This is a genomic window from Blastococcus deserti, from assembly GCF_042682525.1.
In the GTDB taxonomy this organism is placed as follows: domain Bacteria; phylum Actinomycetota; class Actinomycetes; order Mycobacteriales; family Geodermatophilaceae; genus Blastococcus_B; species Blastococcus_B deserti.
Window position 1 is genome coordinate 284,958 of the sequence record NZ_JBHUHP010000004.1, and the last position, 19,809, is coordinate 304,766.

Below are 19,809 nucleotides of genomic sequence, written 5' to 3' on the forward strand. Positions count from 1 at the left end.
GGCGTGTCCGACCCCTCGGCGACACTGCGGTGGTGAACCGTGTCGTCCTGGTCCGCCGGGGCGCCTCCGTCGAGGCGCGCGAGTGCGGCGACGACGGCAGGGTGGTCGGCACGGCCCGGCTCCCCGCCGAGGAGCTCGCCGGCTTCGTCCGGGCGCGCGAGCCGGGGCGGGTGCGCTGGGTGTGGGACGACACCACCCGCTGGTACCCCGGCCTGCTGGACGCCGGCGTCCGGGTGGAGCGCTGCACCGATCTGCGGCTCACGCACGCCGTCCTCCGCCGGTCACCGTTCGTGGACCAGTCGCTGCTGACCGACGACGAGACGCCCGGCTGGGACGCCCTCCAGCCGGTCAGCGCCACGGAGGCCGCGCTGTTCCCCCTTGACGACCCGGCCGACCGCCTCGACCCGGTCGGCGAGCACCGCCGGCAACGCGTGGCCCTCGCGGCGGCGGAGGAGCGCAGCCGGCTGGACCTGCTCCTGGCGGCGGAGTCCTCCGGCGCCCTGGCGGCCGCGGAGATGACGCACGCCGGGCTGCCCTGGCGGGCCGACGTCCACGAGCGGCTGCTCACCGAGCTGCTCGGCCCCCGGCCGACGGCGGGGCGGCGGCCGGCCGTCCTCGAGGGTCTGCTGGCGGAGATCCGCCGGGCGCTGCGTGTCCCCGAGCTGAACCCGGACTCGCCCGGGGAGCTCCTCCGTGCCCTGCACGCCGCGGGGCTGCCGGTGCCCGACACCCGGTCGTGGACGCTCGAGCGGCTGGACCACCCGGGCATCCCCGCGCTCCTGGAGTACAAGAGGCTCAGCCGGTTGCTCCAGGCCAACGGCTGGAACTGGCTGGACACCTGGGTGCGCGACGGCCGTTTCCGGCCCTGGTTCCTGCCCGGTGGCGTGGTGACCGGGCGATGGGCGTCCAGCGGTGGGGGCGCGTTGTCGGTGCCCGTGCAGGTGCGCCCCGCGGCCGTCGCGGACCAGGGATGGCGGTTCGTCGTGGCCGACGTCGCCCAGCTGGAGCCGCGCGTCCTGGCCGGCATGAGCGGCGACACCGCGATGGCCGAGGCGGCCCGCTCGGCGGATCTCTACGAGGGCATGGTCGCCGCCGGTGCGGTGGCCGGCCGGGCCGACGCCAAGGTCGGGATGCTGGGCGCCATGTACGGCGGCACCCGGGGGGAGAGCGGCCGCATGATGCCCCGGCTCGCCCGCCGGTACCCCCGGGCGATCGGGCTGGTGGAGGAGGCCGCGCGGGCGGGGGAGCGCGGGGAGCTGGTGCACACCCTGCTCGGCCGCGGGTCCCCGCCGCCCGCGGGGGAGTGGGCGGCGAGGCCCGTGGACCTCGGGGAGCCCGCCGACGAGGAGCTGCCCCGCGAGGTGCGGGACCGGCACCGCCGCTCGTGGGGGCGGTTCACCCGCAATTTCGTCGTCCAGGGCACGGGGGCGGAGTGGGCGCTGTGCTGGCTGGCCGACCTGCGCAACCGGCTGTGGCGGCTCGGTAGCGGGACCGTGGCCGAGCGTCCGCACCTGGTGTTCTTCCTGCACGACGAGGTGGTCGTCCACACGCCCGGTCACCTCGCGGCCGAGGTGGCCGACGAGGTGCGGCACGCCGCGGCCGCCGCGGGGCGGCTGCTGTTCGGCTCGTTCCCCGTCGACTTCCCGCTCGACGTCTCCGTGGTCCGGTCGTGGGCCGAGGCCGGCTGAGTTCCCCGCCGGCGGCGCCGCCTCCGACCGGCGCCCGGGCCGGCGACCGCCGCCACACCCGGGCCCGGGGGTGTGGCGGCGTCAGTCCTCGGCGAGCCAGACCGCGCTGTCGGGCGGCAGCGCGAGGCTGCGGCCCGGCGAGTGCGCCTGCGGGGCGGACGACAGGAGCACGGTGCCGGCCGAGCGGACCAGGACCGTCCCGCCGCCCATGTTCACGACGCAGCGGACGGTCCGCCCCTCGCCGGTGCAGCGGAGGGTCAGGACGTCCCCCCGTGTGCTCACCGTGGCCGCTCCGGAGCCGAGCGCAGGATGCTCCGCCCGCAGGGCCAGCGCCCGCCGGTAGAGCTTGAGCATCGACCCGTCGTCCCACGTCTGCCGGGACACGGCGTGCTCGGCCCAGCCCGAGGGGATCGGCAACCACGGATCGGCGGCCCCCTCGGCCGAGAAGCCGACGTTCGGAGAGGCGTTCCACGGGAGGGGCACCCGGCACCCGTCGCGACCGGCGCGCGCACCGCCGCTGCGGAGGAAGATCGGGTCGCGCTTGGCCTCGTCGGGGACGAGGGCCTGGGGCAGCCCCAGCTCGTCGCCGGCGTAGACGTAGGCCGAGCCCGGCAGCGCCAGCAACAGCAGAGCCGCGGCGCGGGCACGGGCCGCGCCCACCGACCCGCCCCCGAAGCGGGTCACCAGGCGGTCCTTGTCGTGGTTGCCCAGGACCCAGGACACCGGCGCGTCGACCGCCCCGAAGGCGTCGAGCGCGCCCTGCACGCCCTCGGCGAAGGCCTCCGCCGACCACGGCGACTTCAGCAGCCGGAACGAGAAGGACTGGTGCAGCTCGTCGGGACGTGAGTAGAGCGCCACCTGCTCGAGGTCGGCCAGGCAGACCTCGCCGACCAGCATGGTGTCCGGGTACTCGTCGCAGATCGACCGCCAGCGGCGCCAGACGTCGTGCACCTCCGGCTGGTTCCACGTCATGGCCTGCTCCGGGCCGTGGCCGAACAGCGTGGGGGAGTAGGCGCCGGGGTTGTCCCGCAGCCCGGCGTCCTTGAACAGGCCGTAGGCCACGTCGACGCGGAACCCGCTGACGCCGCGGTCGAGCCAGAAGCGCAGGGTCTTCTCGAAGTCCGCGGCCACGGCGGGGTCGCGCCAGTTCAGGTCGGGTTGCTGGGGTGCGAACAGGTGCAGGTACCACCGGCCGTCGGGAGTCCGCGACCACGCGGGGCCGCCGAACAGGGACTGCCAGTTGTTCGGCGGCTCGTCCGACGGCGGGGCGAAGTGGTAGCGCGCGGCCTCCGGGGATGCCGGGTCGGCGAGTGCGGCCCGGAACCACGGATGGCGGTCGGAGGTGTGGTTGGGGACGACGTCGAGCACGACCCGCAGACCGAGCCGGCGGGCCTCGGTCACCAGGTCCTCGACGTCGGTGACGTCGCCGTAGTCGGGGTCGACGGCGCGGTAGTCGACGACGTCGTAGCCGCCGTCGGCTCCGCCGGAGGGGTAGTGCGGGTTGATCCACAGGGCGTCGACGCCGAGCCAGGCAAGGTAGGGCAACCGGGATCGCAGCCCGCTGAGGTCCCCGATGCCGTCGCCGTTGCCGTCGGCGAACGACCGCAGGTACACCTGGTACACCACCGCCGTCCGCCACCAGGGGGACGCCGATGCCTCGACCGCGACCCGTCGCTGGGTCGGGATCGCCGCACGCACGAGCCGAGCGAACATGTGCCAACCATCGGCACCCCCGTGGCCCGCAGCGCGTAAGGCGCCTGCCGAATGACGGCGAGATCTTCGGCAACTCTCGCCGAGCGCGGACGGCTGCACAGCTCAGCGCGGTGTCGCCGGCGCCCACGTGCCGGACCGTGGGCGCGACGACCCCGTCACGGGGTCATCCGCAGACGTCCTAGACATCTATTGCGACACCCGGCCGTTCCCTGCATGCTGTCGGCGGGCGGGGCCCCGAGTTCCCTCGGGCGCGCCCCGCCCGCCAGCTTCCGGGTGCACGCGTTTGAGTTGCCCCCGATCGGGAAAGGCAGCCGCTGACCAGCCCCGGCGTGGCCGTGAAGCCCCCGCGCCGGGGCTGCGGCACCCCCGCCGCCGACCGGCCGCGAACGGCGGCGGGCCGGACCCCGTCGCGGTCGCCCGGTGACGACGTCGCGATCGGCCGGCGTACGCCCCTTCCCGCCCCGTCGCCGAGCGGGAGGCTGCCGGGCGGACCCGCCCGTGTGCCCTCCGGACGCCGCTCACCGTCGCGGTGCGGCGACAGCCGGTGAGCGGGCCGGAACCCGGAGGGGCGGTGCCGGGTCCGCGATCGTGGTGCCGCGGCCGGCACGTGAGCTGGACGACGACGTCCGGTCGCAGCTCCGGTTGACGCTGACCGGTGGCGGCAGCATGCTGCGCGAGTGCCCGGTGCCGGAGCACCCAGGGCCGCTGACGGCAGCGGTCCAGCCCTCCCGGGCCGACGGTGAGGCGCGCGGCGCCCGGGGGAGGATGCAATGACTGCCACGCAGGAACGCACGACCAGGACCGGCGGGAAGCTGCTCGGCAGGGTGGCCTTCGTGACGGGGGGCACCCGGGGGATCGGCGCGGCGATCTGCCGAAGCCTCGCCCAGCAGGGCGCCGACGTCGCCGCTGGGTACAGCGGCAACCAGGAACGTGCCGAGATGTTCGCCCAGGACTTCGCCGGTGCCTACCCGGAGAGTCACATGAGCGTCCATCGCGGCGATATCGCCAACCCGGAGGACTGCCGCCGCACCATCGCGGAGGTGATCGAGCAGCACGGCCGGCTCGACATCCTGGTCAACAACGCCGGCATCACCGCCGACCGCACCGTGCTGAAGATGACCGACGACGACTGGCGCCGGGTCATCGACGTCAACCTGTCGGGCGCCTTCTACCTCTCCCAGGCCGCGCTCAAGCACATGCTGGAACGCGGCAGCGGGCGGATCGTGATGATCTCCTCGGTGATCGGCGAGATGGGCGGCATCGGCCAGTCGAACTACTCCTCGGCCAAGGCGGGGCTGCTGGGGTTGACCAAGACGCTGGCCCGGGAGGCGGCACACCACCTGCAGCGGTCGGGCAAGACCGACGGCCTGGGCATCACCGTCAACGCGGTGACGCCTGGCTACACCGCCACCGAGATGCTCGAGACCGTGCCCGAGAAGGTGCTCGACGGTCTCCGGGCGAAGATCCCGCTCGGCCGGCTGGGCGAACCGGAAGAGGTCGCCCGCGTCGTGCACTTCCTGGCTGCCGACGCCTCCGGGTACATCACCGGACAGGTGTGGGGAGTCAACGGGGGTCTGGACATGTAGCTCCGGCCGCGCACTCCACCGCGGTCCTGAGCCGTCGCCCCGGGCCGAGTCGATCGACAGGAGGGTCCAGACGTGTTCGGCCGCATCGCTGTGATCAACCGGGGTGAGCCCGCCGTGCGCCTCATCAGGGCCGTGCGCGAGCTGAACGCGGAGCACGGCAGCACGACCCGCGTCATCGCCCTGCACACCGAGGCCGAGCGGCGGGCGACGTTCGTGCGCGCGGCCGACGAGGCCGTGGTGCTGCGCGAGAACGGCGCCACGAACCCCTATCTCGACCACGACGAGCTGCGGCGCGCGCTGCAGGCCGCCCGCGCGGATGCGGCCTGGGTCGGCTGGGGGTTCGTGGCGGAGGACCCGGCCTTCGCCGAACTGTGCGCCGAACTCGGCGTGGCGTTCGTCGGACCGCCACCGGAGGCGATGCGGATCCTCGGCGCCAAGATCGAGGCCAAGGTGCTCGCCGAGCAGACCGGTGTCCCGGTCGCGCCGTGGAGCGGCGGCCCCGTCGAGGGCGTCGAGGACGGCCGGCGGCACGCCGCTGCCATCGGCTACCCGCTGATCGTGAAGTCCAGGAGCGGGGGTGGTGGCCGCGGGATCCGCGTGGTCCGTTCGGAGGACGAGCTCGAGGAGGCGCTCACCCGCACCCAGACCGAGGCCCAGCGGACCTTCGGCGACCCCGTCGTGTTCATGGAACGGCTGGTCGAGGGCGGCCGGCACGTCGAGGTGCAGGTGATCGCCGACCGCTACGGGACGGTGTGGGCCCCCGGCGTCCGGGACTGCTCCGTCCAGCGGCGCAACCAGAAGGTCATCGAGGAGTCGAGCTCACCGGCCCTCACCCCCGAGCAGGACTCGTCGCTGCGCAGCTCCGCGGTCGCGCTCGTCAAGGCCGCCGGCTACGTCGGTGCGGGCACCGTCGAGTTCCTCTACCAGCCGGACGAGAAGCTCTTCACCTTCCTCGAGGTGAACACCCGCCTGCAGGTCGAGCACCCCGTCACCGAGGAGACCACCGGCCTCGACATCGTCAAGCTGCAGCTGCACGTGGCGGCGGGAGGCCGGCTCGAGGGCGAACCCCCACCCCAGTCCGGCCACGCGGTGGAGGCGCGGCTCAACGCCGAGGACGCCGAGCAGGGCTTCGCGCCCGCCCCGGGCCGGGTGGAGCTGATGCGGCTGCCGAGCGGACCCGGCGTCCGCGTGGACACCGGCATGGGCGTCGGCGACGTCATCCCGCCCCAGTACGACTCGATGATCGCCAAGGTCATCGCCTGGGGGCGGGACCGCCCGGAGGCCCTCGCCCGGCTGCGCTGCGCGCTCCAGGAGACGATCGTCGTGCTGCGGGGTGGCACGACGACGAAGTCCTTCCTGCTGGACCTGCTCGACCGGCCGGAGGTGGTGGGCGGCACGGCCGACACCGGCTGGCTGGACCGCAGCGGCGCCGGGACCGGTGCCCGGCCGCTGGGCAAGGCCTGGGTGGCCCTGGTGCACGTCGCCATCGACGTCGCCGACGCCGAGGAGGCCCGCGAACGGGCGGCCTTCCTCGCCTCCGCCCGGGGCGGCCGGCCGCGCGCCCCGCACGAGGTGGGCCGCACGGTCGAGCTGGGCCACCGCGGGCAGACCTACCGGCTGCGCGTCGCGACGGTCATGCGGGACCGCTACCGCGTCGAGCTCGACGGCCGCTACGTCGACGTCGACGTCGACCGGCTCGGCCCCCTGGAGAGCCGGCTGACCGCCGGTGACGAGCGCTTCTCCGTCGTGTCGGTCCAGGCCCCCGGATCCTCCCTGGTGGAGGTCGACGGGGAGACCCACCGGGTGGCCCAGGACGTCGGGGGAGTGGTGCGGGCCCCGGCCCCGGCCGTCGTCGTGGCGATCCGCGCGGCGGTGGGCCAGGAGGTGGAGGCCGGGCAGACCGTCGCCGTGGTCGAGAGCATGAAGATGGAGACGGCGGTGCGGGCGCCGTTCGCCGGCCGGGTCCGTGACGTCCTGGTGGCGGTCAACGCCCAGGTCGACGCCGGGGCCGGGTTGCTGACCCTCGAGCGCGCCGGCGATGACGTCGAGGAGGCCTCCGGCGAGCGCCTCGCGCTCCCCACCGGGGACGACGTGGCCTCGGGCGAACCTCGGGAACGGGCCCTCTCGCTGCTGGCCGTGCTGCAGGCCCTGATCACCGGCTACGACGTCAGCGGCGCCCACGCCCGGCAGCTGGTGGCCGACTACGGCCCCGCCCGTGCCGCGGTCCCGGTCGACGACCCGGAGCTGCTGCGGGGCGAGCTCACCGTGCTGACCACGTTCGCCGACCTCTGCGAGCTCTCCCGCAACCGGCCGGCCAGCGAGGAGGAGGAGGCCGACCAGCAGGTCCACAGCCCCCGCGAGTACTTCCACGCCTACCTGCACTCGCTGGACATCGAGCGGGAGGCGCTGCCGGAGAGCTTCCGGGCCCGGCTGCGCCGCGCCCTGCTGCACTACGACGTCCACGACCTGGAGCCCGGCCCGGTGCTCGAGGAGGCCGTCCACCGCATCTTCCTGGCGCAGCAGCGCGTCGCCGAGCAGCTGCCCGCCGTCCTCGCGCTGCTCGACCACTGGCTCACCGCCGCCAGGCCGCCCGACGGCCCGTCGCGGGCGGAGGTGGGGGAGGTGCTCGACCGGCTGATCACCGCGACCCAGCTGCGCTACCCCGCCGTCGGCGACCTGGCCCGCGCCGTCCGCTACCGCCACTTCGAGGAGCCGGTGCTCCGGGCGGCGCGGCAGGAGGTCCTCGACCGGGCCCGCCGGCTGCTCGACGAGCTCGACGAGGCCGCGGCCCGGGGCGACACCGGGGAGCAGATGCAGCGGATGGAGGCACTGGTCGCCAGCCCCGAGCCGCTGATCCGCCTGCTCGCGCAGCGCTTCGGCCGCCCCACCGCGGTGCCGGACCCGGTGCTCGAGGTGCTCACCCGCCGCTACTACCGCAGCCGCAGCCTCGAGGACGTGCGGTCGCGGTTGCTCGACGGGGACACCTGCGTCACGGCCGAGTACGACCTGAACGGCACCCGGCTGCACCTGGTGGGGCTGATGGCCGACATGGCGCGGCTGCCGGACGTGCTGCCGTCGCTGGCCGGTCTGCTCGACGACGTCGCCGACCCCACCCAGCTGGTCGTCGATCTCTACCTGGCCTGGCCCGACCGCCCGGCCGACGCCGATGCCGTGGCCGAGCGGCTGAGCGGCATGCTCGCCGACGTCCCCCAGCTGCGCTCCGGGCGCCGGGTCACCGTGACCGTGTGCACCCCGGACGGTGACGTGGAGACCTTCACCTTCCGGCCGTCGCCGGACGGCACCGGGCTCGCCGAGGAGCGGATCATCCGGGGCCTGCACCCGCTGACCGCGCAACGGTTCCAGATCTGGCGGCTGAAGGCGTTCGACGGCGAGCGCGTCCCGTCGGCCGAGGACACCTACCTGCTGCACATCCGGGGGAAGGAGAACCCGAACGACGAGCGGTTCATCGCCATGGCCGAGGTGCGCGATCTCACCCCGGTGCGCGACGAACACGGCGAGGTCGTGGGCTTCCCGACGGTCGAGCGGCAGCTGACCGCCTGCCTGAACAGCCTGCGGCAGGCGCAGTCCCTGCGCCGGTCGCGGCGGCCGCTGGAGCACAACCGCATCTACCTCTACGCCTGGCCCTCGATCGAGGTGCCGTTGGCGCAGGTCGCGACCTTCGCCCGCACGTCCGCGCCGCTGACCGTGGGTGCCGGGCTGGACCAGATCGTGCTCCTGGCCCGGTTGCAGGAGGAAGAGGGGCGCCCGCCGCGCGACGTGGCGCTGCGCTTCTCCTACCGGCCGGGCACCGGCGTGCGCATGGAGGTCACCGACCGGCCCACCGAGCCCATGCGCCCGCTCGACGACTACACCGAGAAGGTGCTCAGCTCACGCGCCCGGGGAGCCCCCTACCCCTACGAGCTCGCCCCGTTGTGGGCCGGGCGCGACGGCTCCTTCGTCGAGCTCGACCTGGACGAGAACAGCCGGCTGGTGTCGGTGGAGCGGCCGCCCGGCCGGAACAAGGCGGGCCTCGTCGCCGGGCTGGTCACCACGCCGACGCCCCGCTACCCGGAGGGCATGACCCGGGTGGCGCTCTTCGGCGACCCGACCAAGGCGCTGGGCACCGTCGCCGAGCCCGAGTGCGCGCGCATCGTCGCCGCCCTCGACCTGGCCGAGGAGCGGGGCATCCCGGTCGAGTGGTTCGCGCTGTCCTCGGGTGCGCGGATCTCGATGGACAGCGGCACCGAGAACATGGACTGGGTCTCGCGGGCGCTGCGCCGGATCATCGAGTTCACCCAGGCCGGCGGCGAGATCAACGTCGTCGTCACCGGGATCAACGTCGGCGCCCAGCCCTACTGGAACGCCGAGGCCACGATGCTCATGCACACCAAGGGCATCCTCGTCATGACGCCCGACAGCGCCATGGTGCTCACCGGCAAGCATTCCCTCGACTACTCCGGCGGGGTGTCCGCGGAGGACAACTTCGGCATCGGCGGCTACGACCGGGTCATGGGCCCCAACGGGCAGGCGCAGTACTGGGCCCCCAACCTCACCGCCGCGCTGGAGCTCCTGTCCCAGCACTACGAGCACACCTACCGGGCGCCGGGGGAACGCTTCGCCCGGGCGGCCGAGACCTCCGACCCGCGCGACCGGGACGTGCGATCGTTCCCGCACGACCACCCGGCCAGCGAGTTCACCACCGTCGGCGACATCTTCTCCCCGGAGACCAATGCCGAGCGGAAGAAGGCCTTCGACATCCGCACCGTGATGCGCGCGGTCACCGACCAGGACCACCCGGTGCTCGAGCGGTGGGCCGGCATGGCCGACGCCGACACCGCCGTCGTCCTCGACGCCCACCTCGGCGGTCACCCGGTGACCGTCCTCGGCGTGGAGTCGCGGCCGATCCCGCGGCGGGGCAGCTACCCGGCCGACGGGCCCGACCAGTGGACCGCCGGCACCCTCTTCCCCCGCTCGTCGAAGAAGACCGCGCGCGCCATCAACGCCGCCAGCGGCAACCGGCCACTGGTCGTGCTGGCCAACCTCTCCGGCTTCGACGGGTCCCCGGAGTCGCTGCGCAACCTCCAGCTCGAATACGGCGCCGAGATCGGCCGGGCCATCACCAACTTCGACGGGCCCATCGTCTTCTGCGTCGTGTCGCGGTACCACGGCGGCGCCTTCGTCGTCTTCTCCGGCGTGCTCAACGACAACATGGAGGTGCTCGCCGTCGAGGGCTCCTACGCCTCGGTCATCGGCGGGGCACCGGCGGCCGCGGTCGTCTTCTCCCGCGAGGTGGACAAGCGCACCAGCGCCGATCCCCGGGTGCGGGAGCTGGAGGAGCGGATCAGCGGGGCCGACGCGGTGGAGCAGGCGCACCTCCGGGCGCAGCTGGCCACGCTCCGCAGCGCCGTCCGCTCGGAGAAGCTCGGCGAGGTCGCCGCCGAGTTCGAGGCCGTCCACGACATCGAGCGCGCCCGGCGGGTGGGCTCGGTGCACGACATCATCCCCGCCGCCGAGCTCCGCCCCCGGCTCATCGCGGCGGTGGAGCGCGGCATGGACCGCGTCCGCACCTGATCCCCGGCAGAGAGGTCTCCCATGAACGCCTTCGTCCTGAACCGGCACGGCCGCATGGTGTTTCCCTCGAACGTCATGCCCGAGCTGGACTTCTCCACCATGGAGACGCTGGAGCAGCTCGACAGCGTCATCCGCCGGGACTTCGAGACGAAGGCGCCCAGTGGCACGGACATCCTGGAGCGGGTCCGCGCCGGCTCCTACGGCACGCGCTACGACCTGATGCGCGACGTCGCGCTCAACCTGTTCTGGGCCAACCGCTTCTCGATCACCATGTACGACAAGCGGCCGACCCGCTGGGCCGACGTCCCCCGCCACCGCTCGGACGTCTTCCTGCCCGTCCTGCAGCCGTGGGAGAACGGCGAGGAGAAGATCAGCGGCGTGCAGCAGGCGTATCCGCAGCTGCCGGCGCGGTGGGACCAGGACTGCGAGGACCGGATCTTCGCGATCCTGTTCGACGTCTTCGGCAACCGCCGGCACCACGCGTCGACGCTGCCGGCCGTGAAGCCGACGGTCGCGGAGTTCCTGGAGCAGCCGGGCAACCTCACCTTCCGGCTGCGGAACTACGACCCCGACTTCCCGGTCTACGACTACACCGACATCCTCGACGTCTCCGAGGACGTCCCGGAACTCGAGGCGCTGCACCGCTGGGCGATGGTGCTGCACAACCAGTACCCCTGGGACCGGTCGCAGATGGAGCTGGCCGAGGCGAGCCAGCTCTCGGACGACGACTACGTGGTCGCCTTCCACCCGAGGGACAAGGAGGTCCGGGCCTTCCTGCGCCGGCTCGGTGAGGGGGCACCCCGCCGCGCCACCGGGTCGGCGCGGGAGCCGCGACCGCCGGTGCGGCCCTTCCCGGCCATCGACGTCCGGGCGCGTTTCTCCGTGCTGCCGCGACTGGAGTCCCTGGCGGCGGTGCACGGCGACCAGGTGTGCAGCAACGACGACCTGATCCGCAACACCGCCTACAACTGGTCGCCGATGAGCGCCGACGAGATCTCGTCCAAGACCGGCATCGAGCAGCGCCGGTACAGCTCCCTGTCGGTCGAGGAGCTGGCCCTCCAGGCGGCCGAGGCGGCGCTGGCCAAGGCCGGCCGCGAGCCGGAGGAGATCGGCGCGGTGCTCGTCTGCACCTGCACGACGTCCCGGCTGATCCCGTCGCTGGCCACCTACCTCTGCGGTCAGCTCGGCATGCAGCAGGTCTACGTCGCCTACGACCTCATCGCCGCCTGCGCCGGCATGCCCTACGGCGTCGCCGACGCCACCCGCCTCCTCCAGGAGGTCGAGCGACCGGTCCTGGTGGTCTGCGTGGAGAAGTTCTCCGACAAGATCGGCAACGTCCGCACGTCGCGGATGATCTTCGGGGACGGCGCGTCGGCGATGGTGGTGGGTCCGGCGCCCGAGGGTGGGGCGGCCGACATCGACTACCTGAAGACCTACGCCAGCGGCCCGGCCAGCGAGGTGAACTCGATCCTCTGGCCCAACCCCGAGTTCGACAACAACATCACCGTCTTCGGGCCCCAGGTGAAGGCCCTGGCCGGCCGTTACCTCAGCCAGATGATCGAGGAGATCTCCGCCCTTCCGCACCCGGACGGGAAGGACGGCTCGCTGCTCGACAGCATCGACTTGATCGTGCCGCACCAGGCGAACAAGACGATGGTCATCCAGCTGGCCGAGCGCGCCGGGCTGAGCGCCGACCAGCTCTACTTCAACATCGAGCAGGTCGGCAACACGTCGTCGGCGAGCATCCCGCTGGCCATCCACGACGCGGTGCGCGACGGCGTGATCAGCGAGCCGGTGCGCATCTTCGCCCCGGGCTTCGGCGCGGGCGCCGTCGCCGGGTACGCGGTCATGCGGATCGACCCGGCGGTGGTCGCCGTCCAGGGGCCGACCGCTCCGCACGAGACCGCCACCGAGGCTCCGATGCCGGCCCCCGGCGAGCAGGCGTCGGCGTCGGAGGAGATGCGGGAGGCCTTCGGCTGAGCCGCGGCCGGCCGTCCACGGGACGAGCCGGACGGCACCGGCCCCGCCCGCACGGGCGGCTGGCCCTCCTCATCGCCTGCCGCTCGCGATCGCCGTGGCGACGTCGGGGTGCGGGCGCTGCCCGGACCCCGACGCGCCCCGCGACCGCGGGCCGGTGCTCCCCGGCAGGTGGGCTCAGCCGGGGCCGGGCCGCCGGTCGCGCACGTAGGACCCGGGTGCCGGCTCCAGCGGCGGGTGCGAGGCGCTCCCCGTCTCGGCGGGGGCCGGGACCTCGTCGCCCGAGCGTTCGAGCATCCACTCCGCCCAGGGCTCCCACCAGCTGCCGGTGTGCCGCTCCGCCGACGCCCGCCACGCCTGCGGGTCGGGGCCGGGCTCGCCGCCGGTCCAGTAGCTGGCCCGGGGGTTGCCCGGCGGGTTCACCAGGCTCTGGATGTGACCGCTGGAGCTGAGCACGAACGTGGTCGGCCCCGACAGCAGCTGCGTCGTCCGGTAGCACCCGTCCCAGGGGGTGAGGTGGTCGGTGAGGGCGCCGGTGACGAACGTGGGCAGGGTGATCCGGCTCAGGTGGACCGGAGTGCCCAGCACCCGCATGGCGCCCGGCCGGACCAGGGAGTTCTTGCCGAAGATCTCGAGGAACTGCTCGTGCAGCCGTGCCGGCAGGTTGGTGCCGTCCGCATTCCACGCGAGGATGTCGAACGCGGGCGGGTCCTCGCCCATCAGCCACTCGCTGACCAGGTAGTTGAAGATCAGGTCGTCGGGTCGCATCCAGGTGAACATCGAGCCCATCTGCCGGGCCGTGATCACCCCCCGTCGCCGCGAGTTGCGCCGTGCCAGGTCGAGCAGGCGTGGGGCCGAGAACGCGCCCAGGGGCGCCCGGCTCGAGAAGTCGAGCAGGGTCACCGCGTAGCCGGCGGCGTGCACGCGGTCGTCGCCGGTGGCGGCCAGGTGGTTGAGCGCCGTGGTCATCAGCTGGCCGCCGGCGCAGAAGCCGAGCGTGGTGACGTCCGGCGAGCCGGTGACCTCCCGGGCCACGTCGACGGCCCGCAGGATGGCACCGGAGTAGGTGTCGAGATCCCAGTCGGCCTGCTCCCTGGTCGGGTTCCGCCAGCTGATCATGAACACCTGGAGGCCCTGGCTGACGGCGTACTCGACGAAGCTCCGACCCGGCCGGAGGTCCAGGAAGTAGAACCGCCCGATCGGCGGCGGCACGATCACCAGGGGCCGTTGCCGTACGCGCGCCGTCGACGGCGCGTACTGGATGACCTCGACGACCTCGTCGCGGTGGACCACGGCCCCCGGGCTGACGCCTAGGTCCTTGCCAACGGTGAAGGCGCTGCGGTCGACCTGGCGCGGCATGCCGCCGTTGTGCCGGAGGTCGTGCAGCATGTTCGCGACCCCGCGGACGACGCTGCGCCCGCCGGTGTCGAACGCCCGCTTGAGCGCCGCCGGGTTGCCGAGCAGCGTGTTGGTCGGGGCCAGGGCGCTGGTCCAGGCGTTGAGGACGAACCGCGCCTGCTCCACCTCGTGCCAGTCGGGGCCGCGGGCCTCGTAGTCGTCGACCAGGCGGGTCAGCGCCTCGGTCCAGGCCACGTAGGACTGCGCCAGGCGCCGGTAGCCGGGGTTCTGCGACCAGGCGGGGTCGGCGAACCGCTTGTCCTTGGGGGAAGGCCCGATGTCGTCGGTGCCCAGGACGATCCGCGCCGCGTCACGCCCGAGCCGGGCCGTCTCGCGCGCCACGGGTCCCGGGCGCGCGAAGGTGGCGAGCAGTCCGCGGACGATCCCTCGCGGCGTCGGCAGGCCGACGGGTTCTGCGCCCTCGACGGTGGCGGTCGCCTCGGTCTCGTCCTGCGGTGCCGGCTGCGCCGGCGCTCGCCCTCGTTCGTCCAGCGGTGTCCGGTCCGGCGTCGTGGTCGTCACGTGTCCCCCTTGTGACCTGGATCCTGTGACTTGGATCACTTCCGGTCCCGACGGTAGCGGCCCGGGACGCGCTTGTGCGCTCCGGACGTCGGGAGGAAGCACGCCCGCCGCTGCCCGGCCCAGCGTCGTCATCACAGGGCGCCACCGCTCGCTCACGACATCGACGGACCCTCGCTCCCGGCGGAGGTGGCGCGGGGCCAGGCTTGGCGGATCCGGCGCACTGCCCGAAGCTGGGCCGACCGAGTCGAGGGACGCCGACGGGAACCGCGGCGGCGCCCGGCCTCACGGATGGAGACAGGATGAGCACGGCACCCAGCACGGACCCGACGTCGCCCGCGCCGCACGCCGCCGACAGCCACGACCTGATCCGCGTCGTGGGCGCGCGCGTGAACAACCTCAAGGACGTCGACGTCGAGATCCCGAAGCGTCGGCTGACGGTGTTCACCGGTGTCTCCGGCTCGGGCAAGAGCTCGCTGGTGTTCGACACGATCGCCGCGGAGTCGCAGCGGCTGATCAACGAGACCTACAGCGCCTTCGTGCAGGGCTTCATGCCCACGCTGTCGCGGCCGGAGGTCGACCTGCTGGAGAACCTGACGACGGCGATCCTCGTCGACCAGGAGCGGATGGGCGCCAACCCCCGCTCCACCGTCGGCACCGCCACCGACGCCAACGCCATGCTGCGCATCCTGTTCAGCCGGCTCGGGCAGCCGCACCTCGGTTCGCCCAACGCCTACTCGTTCAACCTGCCCTCGGTGCGGGCCAGCGGCGCGATCACCGTCGAGCGGGGGGACAGGACCAAGACCGAGAAGGCCACCTTCACCCGGCTCGGCGGCATGTGCCCACGCTGCGAGGGCATGGGCTCGATCAGCGACATCGACCTCACGGCGCTGTACGACTCGTCGAAGTCGCTCAACGAGGGCGCGCTCACCATCCCGGGCTACAGCATGGACGGCTGGTACGGCCGTCTCTTCCAGGGCGCCGGCCTCGACATGGACAAGCCGATCGCCCGGTACACGAAGAAGGAGCTGCACACCCTCCTCCACGCGGAGCCGACCAAGATCAAGGTCGAGGGCATCAACCTCACCTACGAGGGCGTGATCCCGAGGATCCAGAAGTCGATGCTCGCCAAGGACGTCGACGCGTTGCAGCCGCACGTCCGGCGCTTCGTGGAGCGTGCGGTGACGTTCACGACCTGCCCCGAGTGCGGCGGCACGCGGCTCACCCGGGAAGCCCTGTCGTCGAAGATCAGGGGCAAGAACATCGCCGATCTCTGCGCGATGCAGATCAGCGACCTGGCCGGCTGGATCCGGGAGCTCGACGAGCCCTCGGTGGCTCCACTCCTCACCGGGCTGCAGCACCTGCTCGACTCGTTCGCGGAGATCGGCCTGGGTTACCTCTCCCTCGACCGGCCCTCGGGCACGCTGTCCGGGGGAGAGGCGCAGCGGACCAAGATGATCCGCCACCTCGGCTCGTCGCTCACCGACGTCACCTACGTCTTCGACGAGCCGACCATCGGGCTGCACCCCCACGACATCCAGCGGATGAACGACCTGCTGCTGCAGCTGCGGGACAAGGGCAACACCGTGCTGGTCGTCGAGCACAAGCCGGAAACCATCGCGATCGCCGACCACGTGGTCGACCTCGGCCCCCGCGCGGGCACGGAGGGCGGCGAGGTGGTCTTCCAGGGCACGGTCGACGGACTGCGCGCCAGCGGCACGCTGACCGGGAAGCACTTCGACGACCGGGCGTCGCTGAAGCCGTCGGTGCGTACGCCGTCGGGTGCCCTGGAGGTACGCGGCGCAGGCACGCACAACCTCCAGGACGTGGACGTCGACATCCCGCTCGGTGTGCTGACGGTGATCACGGGCGTGGCGGGTTCGGGGAAGAGCTCGCTCATCCACGGCTCCGTCGCCCCCCGCGACGGCGTGGTGGTGGTCGACCAGGGGGCGATCCGCGGTTCCCGGCGCAGCAACCCCGCGACGTACACGGGGCTGCTCGACCCGATCCGCAAGGCGTTCGCGAAGGCGAACGGCGTCAAGCCGGCGCTGTTCAGCTCCAACTCCGAGGGCGCCTGCCCGACGTGCAACGGCGCCGGGGTCATCTACACCGACCTGGGCGTCATGGCCACCGTCGAGTCCACCTGCGAGGAGTGCGAGGGCAAGCGCTTCCAGGCCTCGGTGCTCGAGTACACCCTGGGTGGGCGCAACATCGCCGAGGTGCTCGCGATGCCGGTGGCCGAGGCCGAGGAGTTCTTCGGGGACGGCGAGGCGCGCACGCCGGCCGCCCACACGATCCTCGACCGGCTCGCCGACGTCGGTCTCGGCTACCTCACCCTGGGCCAGCCGCTCACCACGCTGTCGGGCGGGGAGCGGCAGCGCCTGAAGCTGGCCGCCCAGATGGCCGAGAGGGGGGACGTCTACGTCCTCGACGAGCCGACCACGGGGCTGCACCTCGCCGACGTCGAGAACCTGCTCGGGCTGCTCGACCGGCTCGTGGACTCAGGGAAGTCGGTCGTCGTCATCGAGCACCACCAGGCCGTCATGGCCCATGCCGACTGGATCATCGACCTCGGCCCCGGCGCCGGCCACGACGGCGGGCGGATCGTCTTCGAGGGCACACCGGCCGACCTCGTCGCCGGCCGCTCGACGCTCACCGGCGAGCACCTCGCGGCCTACGTCGGATCCGCGCCGGGGTCCGTGCGGACGCCGTGATCCCGGGACGGCGGCGAGCCGCGCGCCAGCCGCCTGTCCCCGCTGCCGGCGTCGTCGGCCGACCGGCGGGACGTCGGCGCGGCGGGAGCGGAACACTGTCGTCCATCCCACATTCCCCACGCGCACCCATCGCCGCGGGGCCGGCGGGGTAGGTCACGGCGATGCCGCAGCCAGTGTTGAAGCCAGTCCGCGAACAGGCCGTCGTCGTGATGGGCGCCTCGAGCGGGATCGGGCGCGCCACCGCGGTCCGGTTCGCCCGGGAAGGGGCCAAGGTCGTCGTCGCCGCCCGGGGGGAGGTCGGCCTGCGGTCGCTGGTCGAGGAGATCCGGGCCGCCGGCGGCGTCGCCTGTGCGGAGGCGGCGGACGTGACCGATCCGGCGCAGATGCGCCGGGTGGCCGAGCGGGCGGTGACCGAGTACGGCCGGCTGGACACCTGGGTGCACGCCGCCGCGGTCCTGCTGGTGGCCCCGTTCGAGGAGACGACGCCGGAGGAGTTCCAGCGCGTCATCGACGTGAACCTGATGGGCCAGGTCCACGGCGCCATGGCCGCCCTTCCGCACCTGAAGCGGCGGGGCGGGGCGCTCATCCACATCTCGTCCATGGGCGCCAAACGGGGCGTGCCCCTGCAGACCGCCTACTGCGCCTCCAAGCACGGCATCGACGGCTTCGTCGAGACGCTGCGGATGGAGGTGCAGCGCGTGGAGCTCCCGGTCAGCGTCACCAACGTGATGCCGGCGACGATCAACACCCCGCTGTTCGACCAGGCGCGCACCAAGATCGGGGTCAAGCCGGTCGCGCCGCCGCCGATCTACCAGCCCGACGTGGTCGTGGACGCCATCCTGTACGCCGCCCAGCACCCCGTCCGGGACCTGGTCGTCGGCGGATCGGCGAAGGCCCTCATCCTCGGGGAGAAGCTGGCACCACGTCTGGTCGACGCTCTCCTGGTCCGGTTCGGCTTCGAGGCGCACGACACGGGGGTGCCCAAGCCGGCCGACGCGCCGGACAACCTCTTCGCTCCGCTGGACGGCCACGACACCGCCCGCGACGGATTCGACGACAGCGCCCTGCCCCGCAGCCTCTACACCTCCCTCCGGCGGCAGCCGCTGGTGCGGCGCATCCCGCTGGCGGCCGAGATGCTCGCGGTGGCGGGGACCGTCCTCAGGCCGCTGATCCGGTGATCCGCTCGACCCGCCGGCGCGGCCGCGCGCCGTACGACCGAACCGTCGGCTCACCGGTGGGCGGCAGCCGCGGCGGCTTCCGTCACGAGGTCGATCACGCGCTGGGGCACGTCGGCGACGCCACTGTGACCCGCGAAGGGGAGCAGGCGGAACCGCGCGCCGGGTACCAGGGCCGCCGCCCATGCGGCCTGGCTGAGCGAGAGGACGTCGTGGGTGCCCTGCGCGATGAGGACCGGACAGCGCACCGTCCGGTAGTCGACCGTGGCCTCGGGCAGGACCGCGTGCCGCAGGAGCCGCCAGAAGTCCGGTGCCGTCGCGAACTCGCGGACGAGTGAGGCGGCCTCCCCGGCCGGTGTGCGCCATCCCCGGGCCCGCAGGAGGGCCAGTGCGGCGGTGCGCGCGACGGCCGATCGCAGCAGCTCGTCCGCGGCGGGGGCGAGGGCCGAGAACGTCAGCCGCGCCGTGACCAGCAGGGTGGCCTGGTACACCCGCTCCGGCGGGCTGACCGGACCGGTCGGTGCGACGGCGACCACGGACCTGGCCCGCTGCCGGCGGGCCAGCTCCAGTCCGATACGGCCGCCGAGGGAGACCCCCAGCACGTGGGGCTCGGCGACGCCCCGCCGGTCGAGCTCCTGCTCCACGGCGTCGGTCAGTGCGGCGACGCGCGGGCGGACCGTCGCCGGCAGAGCGGGTGACCGGCCCTGACCCGGGAGGTCCAGGGCCAGGACGTCGAAACGCCGGGCCAGCTGCGGCACCACCGCCTGGAACTCGTCCAGGTTGCTGGCCAGGCCCGGAAGGAGCAGGAGGGTCGGCCCCGCTCCCCTCCGGTGCGCGTTCAGTGCCGGAAGCCCCGCCGCCCGCACCACCCCGCTCATTCAACGCGCTCCCGGCCCGCGCCGCGCGGCATCGCTCGTGCCGGTGGTCAGCGCCTCGGCAGCGGCGCCACCTGTGGCCGGCCCCGGTGCACGCCACGCACGGGCGGACCATCCGGTTCCGGTGTGTGCCATGAGATCGTCCGCAAGAACGTTGACGAGCGGGCACCGGGCGAGGACCGTCGTGGCGACGGCACGAGGCGCAGACCCTCGGTGTGCGCCACCGCGACGGGAGCTGGAGCCGCGGGCTTCCCCGTCACCTGCCGACGAGGAGCGGCCGTTGTCCGCGTCCCATCGTTGGTCCCTGCTGCGTGGGCGGGCGCTCGGCCCCAGGCCGGCCCTCCGGATGCCGGCCGGCGTGCTGCGGACCGTCGCGGTCCCGTGGGGAGCGGATCCCGCCCGTTCCCGGGCCGGGCTGCCGCTGCCCCATCGGTCGGTGCCGCACGGAGCACACGCGCGGACCCGCGGGTGTGGACGGTGTGACATGACCGGGGCGTCGGACCTCGGTCGCGACCCGGGTGTGGTCGGGGCGGTGGATCTGTCGGCGGTGCTGGGTCGCCTGAGCGGGGTGCTCTACGCGGAGGAGACCCTGC

At 73.4% G+C, this 19,809-nt stretch carries 9 protein-coding genes; 6 read left to right on the plus strand and 3 right to left on the minus strand.

All coding sequences use genetic code 11. The features are described from left to right. Window positions 1-32 precede the first annotated feature (32 nt). Window positions 33-1,688, plus strand: coding sequence for a bifunctional 3'-5' exonuclease/DNA polymerase (locus ACFSHS_RS06205; RefSeq protein ID WP_376873154.1), 1,656 nt, complete (start codon window positions 33-35; stop codon window positions 1,686-1,688). A gap of 81 nt (window positions 1,689-1,769) precedes the next feature. Here the strand turns inward: ACFSHS_RS06205 and ACFSHS_RS06210 are convergent, their stop codons facing one another. Further along, the gene (locus tag ACFSHS_RS06210; protein WP_376873156.1) at window positions 1,770-3,401 is read right to left on the minus strand and encodes a glycoside hydrolase family 13 protein; all 1,632 of its coding nucleotides are present in this window, start codon (window positions 3,399-3,401) and stop codon (window positions 1,770-1,772) included. Between the two features lie 770 nt (window positions 3,402-4,171). Here ACFSHS_RS06210 and ACFSHS_RS06215 point away from each other — a divergent pair. From ACFSHS_RS06215 to ACFSHS_RS06225, 3 genes are all read left to right on the plus strand, one after another. Further along, on the plus strand, window positions 4,172-4,987 hold the full coding sequence (locus ACFSHS_RS06215; RefSeq protein WP_376873159.1) for a beta-ketoacyl-ACP reductase: 816 nt from the start codon (window positions 4,172-4,174) through the stop codon (window positions 4,985-4,987). A 72-nt stretch (window positions 4,988-5,059) separates the two neighbouring features. Next, window positions 5,060-10,558 carry an ATP-binding protein gene (locus tag ACFSHS_RS06220; RefSeq protein WP_376873162.1) on the plus strand — a complete coding sequence of 1,833 codons (5,499 nt, stop codon included), beginning with the start codon at window positions 5,060-5,062 and terminating at the stop codon, window positions 10,556-10,558. A 21-nt stretch (window positions 10,559-10,579) separates the two neighbouring features. Then, window positions 10,580-12,538, plus strand: a complete 1,959-nt coding sequence (locus tag ACFSHS_RS06225; protein WP_376873164.1) for a 3-oxoacyl-ACP synthase III family protein — start codon at window positions 10,580-10,582, stop codon at window positions 12,536-12,538. Between the two features lie 174 nt (window positions 12,539-12,712). Here ACFSHS_RS06225 and ACFSHS_RS06230 read toward each other — a convergent pair whose 3' ends face one another. Continuing rightward, a complete protein-coding gene (locus ACFSHS_RS06230; RefSeq protein ID WP_376873166.1) occupies window positions 12,713-14,455 on the minus strand; it encodes a PHA/PHB synthase family protein in 1,743 nt (580 codons plus the stop codon). A gap of 299 nt (window positions 14,456-14,754) precedes the next feature. Here ACFSHS_RS06230 and ACFSHS_RS06235 point away from each other — a divergent pair, with 299 nt between their 5' ends. Together ACFSHS_RS06235 and ACFSHS_RS06240 are read left to right on the plus strand one after the other, a co-directional pair. Next, the gene (locus ACFSHS_RS06235) at window positions 14,755-17,166 is read left to right on the plus strand and encodes an ATP-binding cassette domain-containing protein (RefSeq protein ID WP_376873169.1); all 2,412 of its coding nucleotides are present in this window, start codon (window positions 14,755-14,757) and stop codon (window positions 17,164-17,166) included. 161 nt (window positions 17,167-17,327) lie between these two features. Further along, on the plus strand, window positions 17,328-18,344 hold the full coding sequence (locus ACFSHS_RS06240; protein WP_376873172.1) for an SDR family oxidoreductase: 1,017 nt from the start codon (window positions 17,328-17,330) through the stop codon (window positions 18,342-18,344). A gap of 50 nt (window positions 18,345-18,394) precedes the next feature. Here ACFSHS_RS06240 and ACFSHS_RS06245 read toward each other — a convergent pair whose 3' ends face one another. Continuing rightward, window positions 18,395-19,219 (minus strand): alpha/beta fold hydrolase, encoded by an 825-nt coding sequence (locus ACFSHS_RS06245; RefSeq protein WP_376873174.1) that lies wholly within the window; start codon window positions 19,217-19,219, stop codon window positions 18,395-18,397. Window positions 19,220-19,809 lie beyond the last annotated feature (590 nt).

Coding starts and splice junctions, on each gene's coding strand:
- ACFSHS_RS06215 (WP_376873159.1), top strand. CDS start 4,172: ATGACTGCCACGCAGGAACGCACGACCAGGACCGGCGGGAAGCTGCTC.
- ACFSHS_RS06245 (WP_376873174.1), bottom strand. CDS start 19,219: ATGAGCGGGGTGGTGCGGGCGGCGGGGCTTCCGGCACTGAACGCGCAC.
- ACFSHS_RS06235 (WP_376873169.1), top strand. CDS start 14,755: ATGAGCACGGCACCCAGCACGGACCCGACGTCGCCCGCGCCGCACGCC.
- ACFSHS_RS06210 (WP_376873156.1), bottom strand. CDS start 3,401: ATGTTCGCTCGGCTCGTGCGTGCGGCGATCCCGACCCAGCGACGGGTC.
- ACFSHS_RS06240 (WP_376873172.1), top strand. CDS start 17,328: ATGCCGCAGCCAGTGTTGAAGCCAGTCCGCGAACAGGCCGTCGTCGTG.
- ACFSHS_RS06225 (WP_376873164.1), top strand. CDS start 10,580: ATGAACGCCTTCGTCCTGAACCGGCACGGCCGCATGGTGTTTCCCTCG.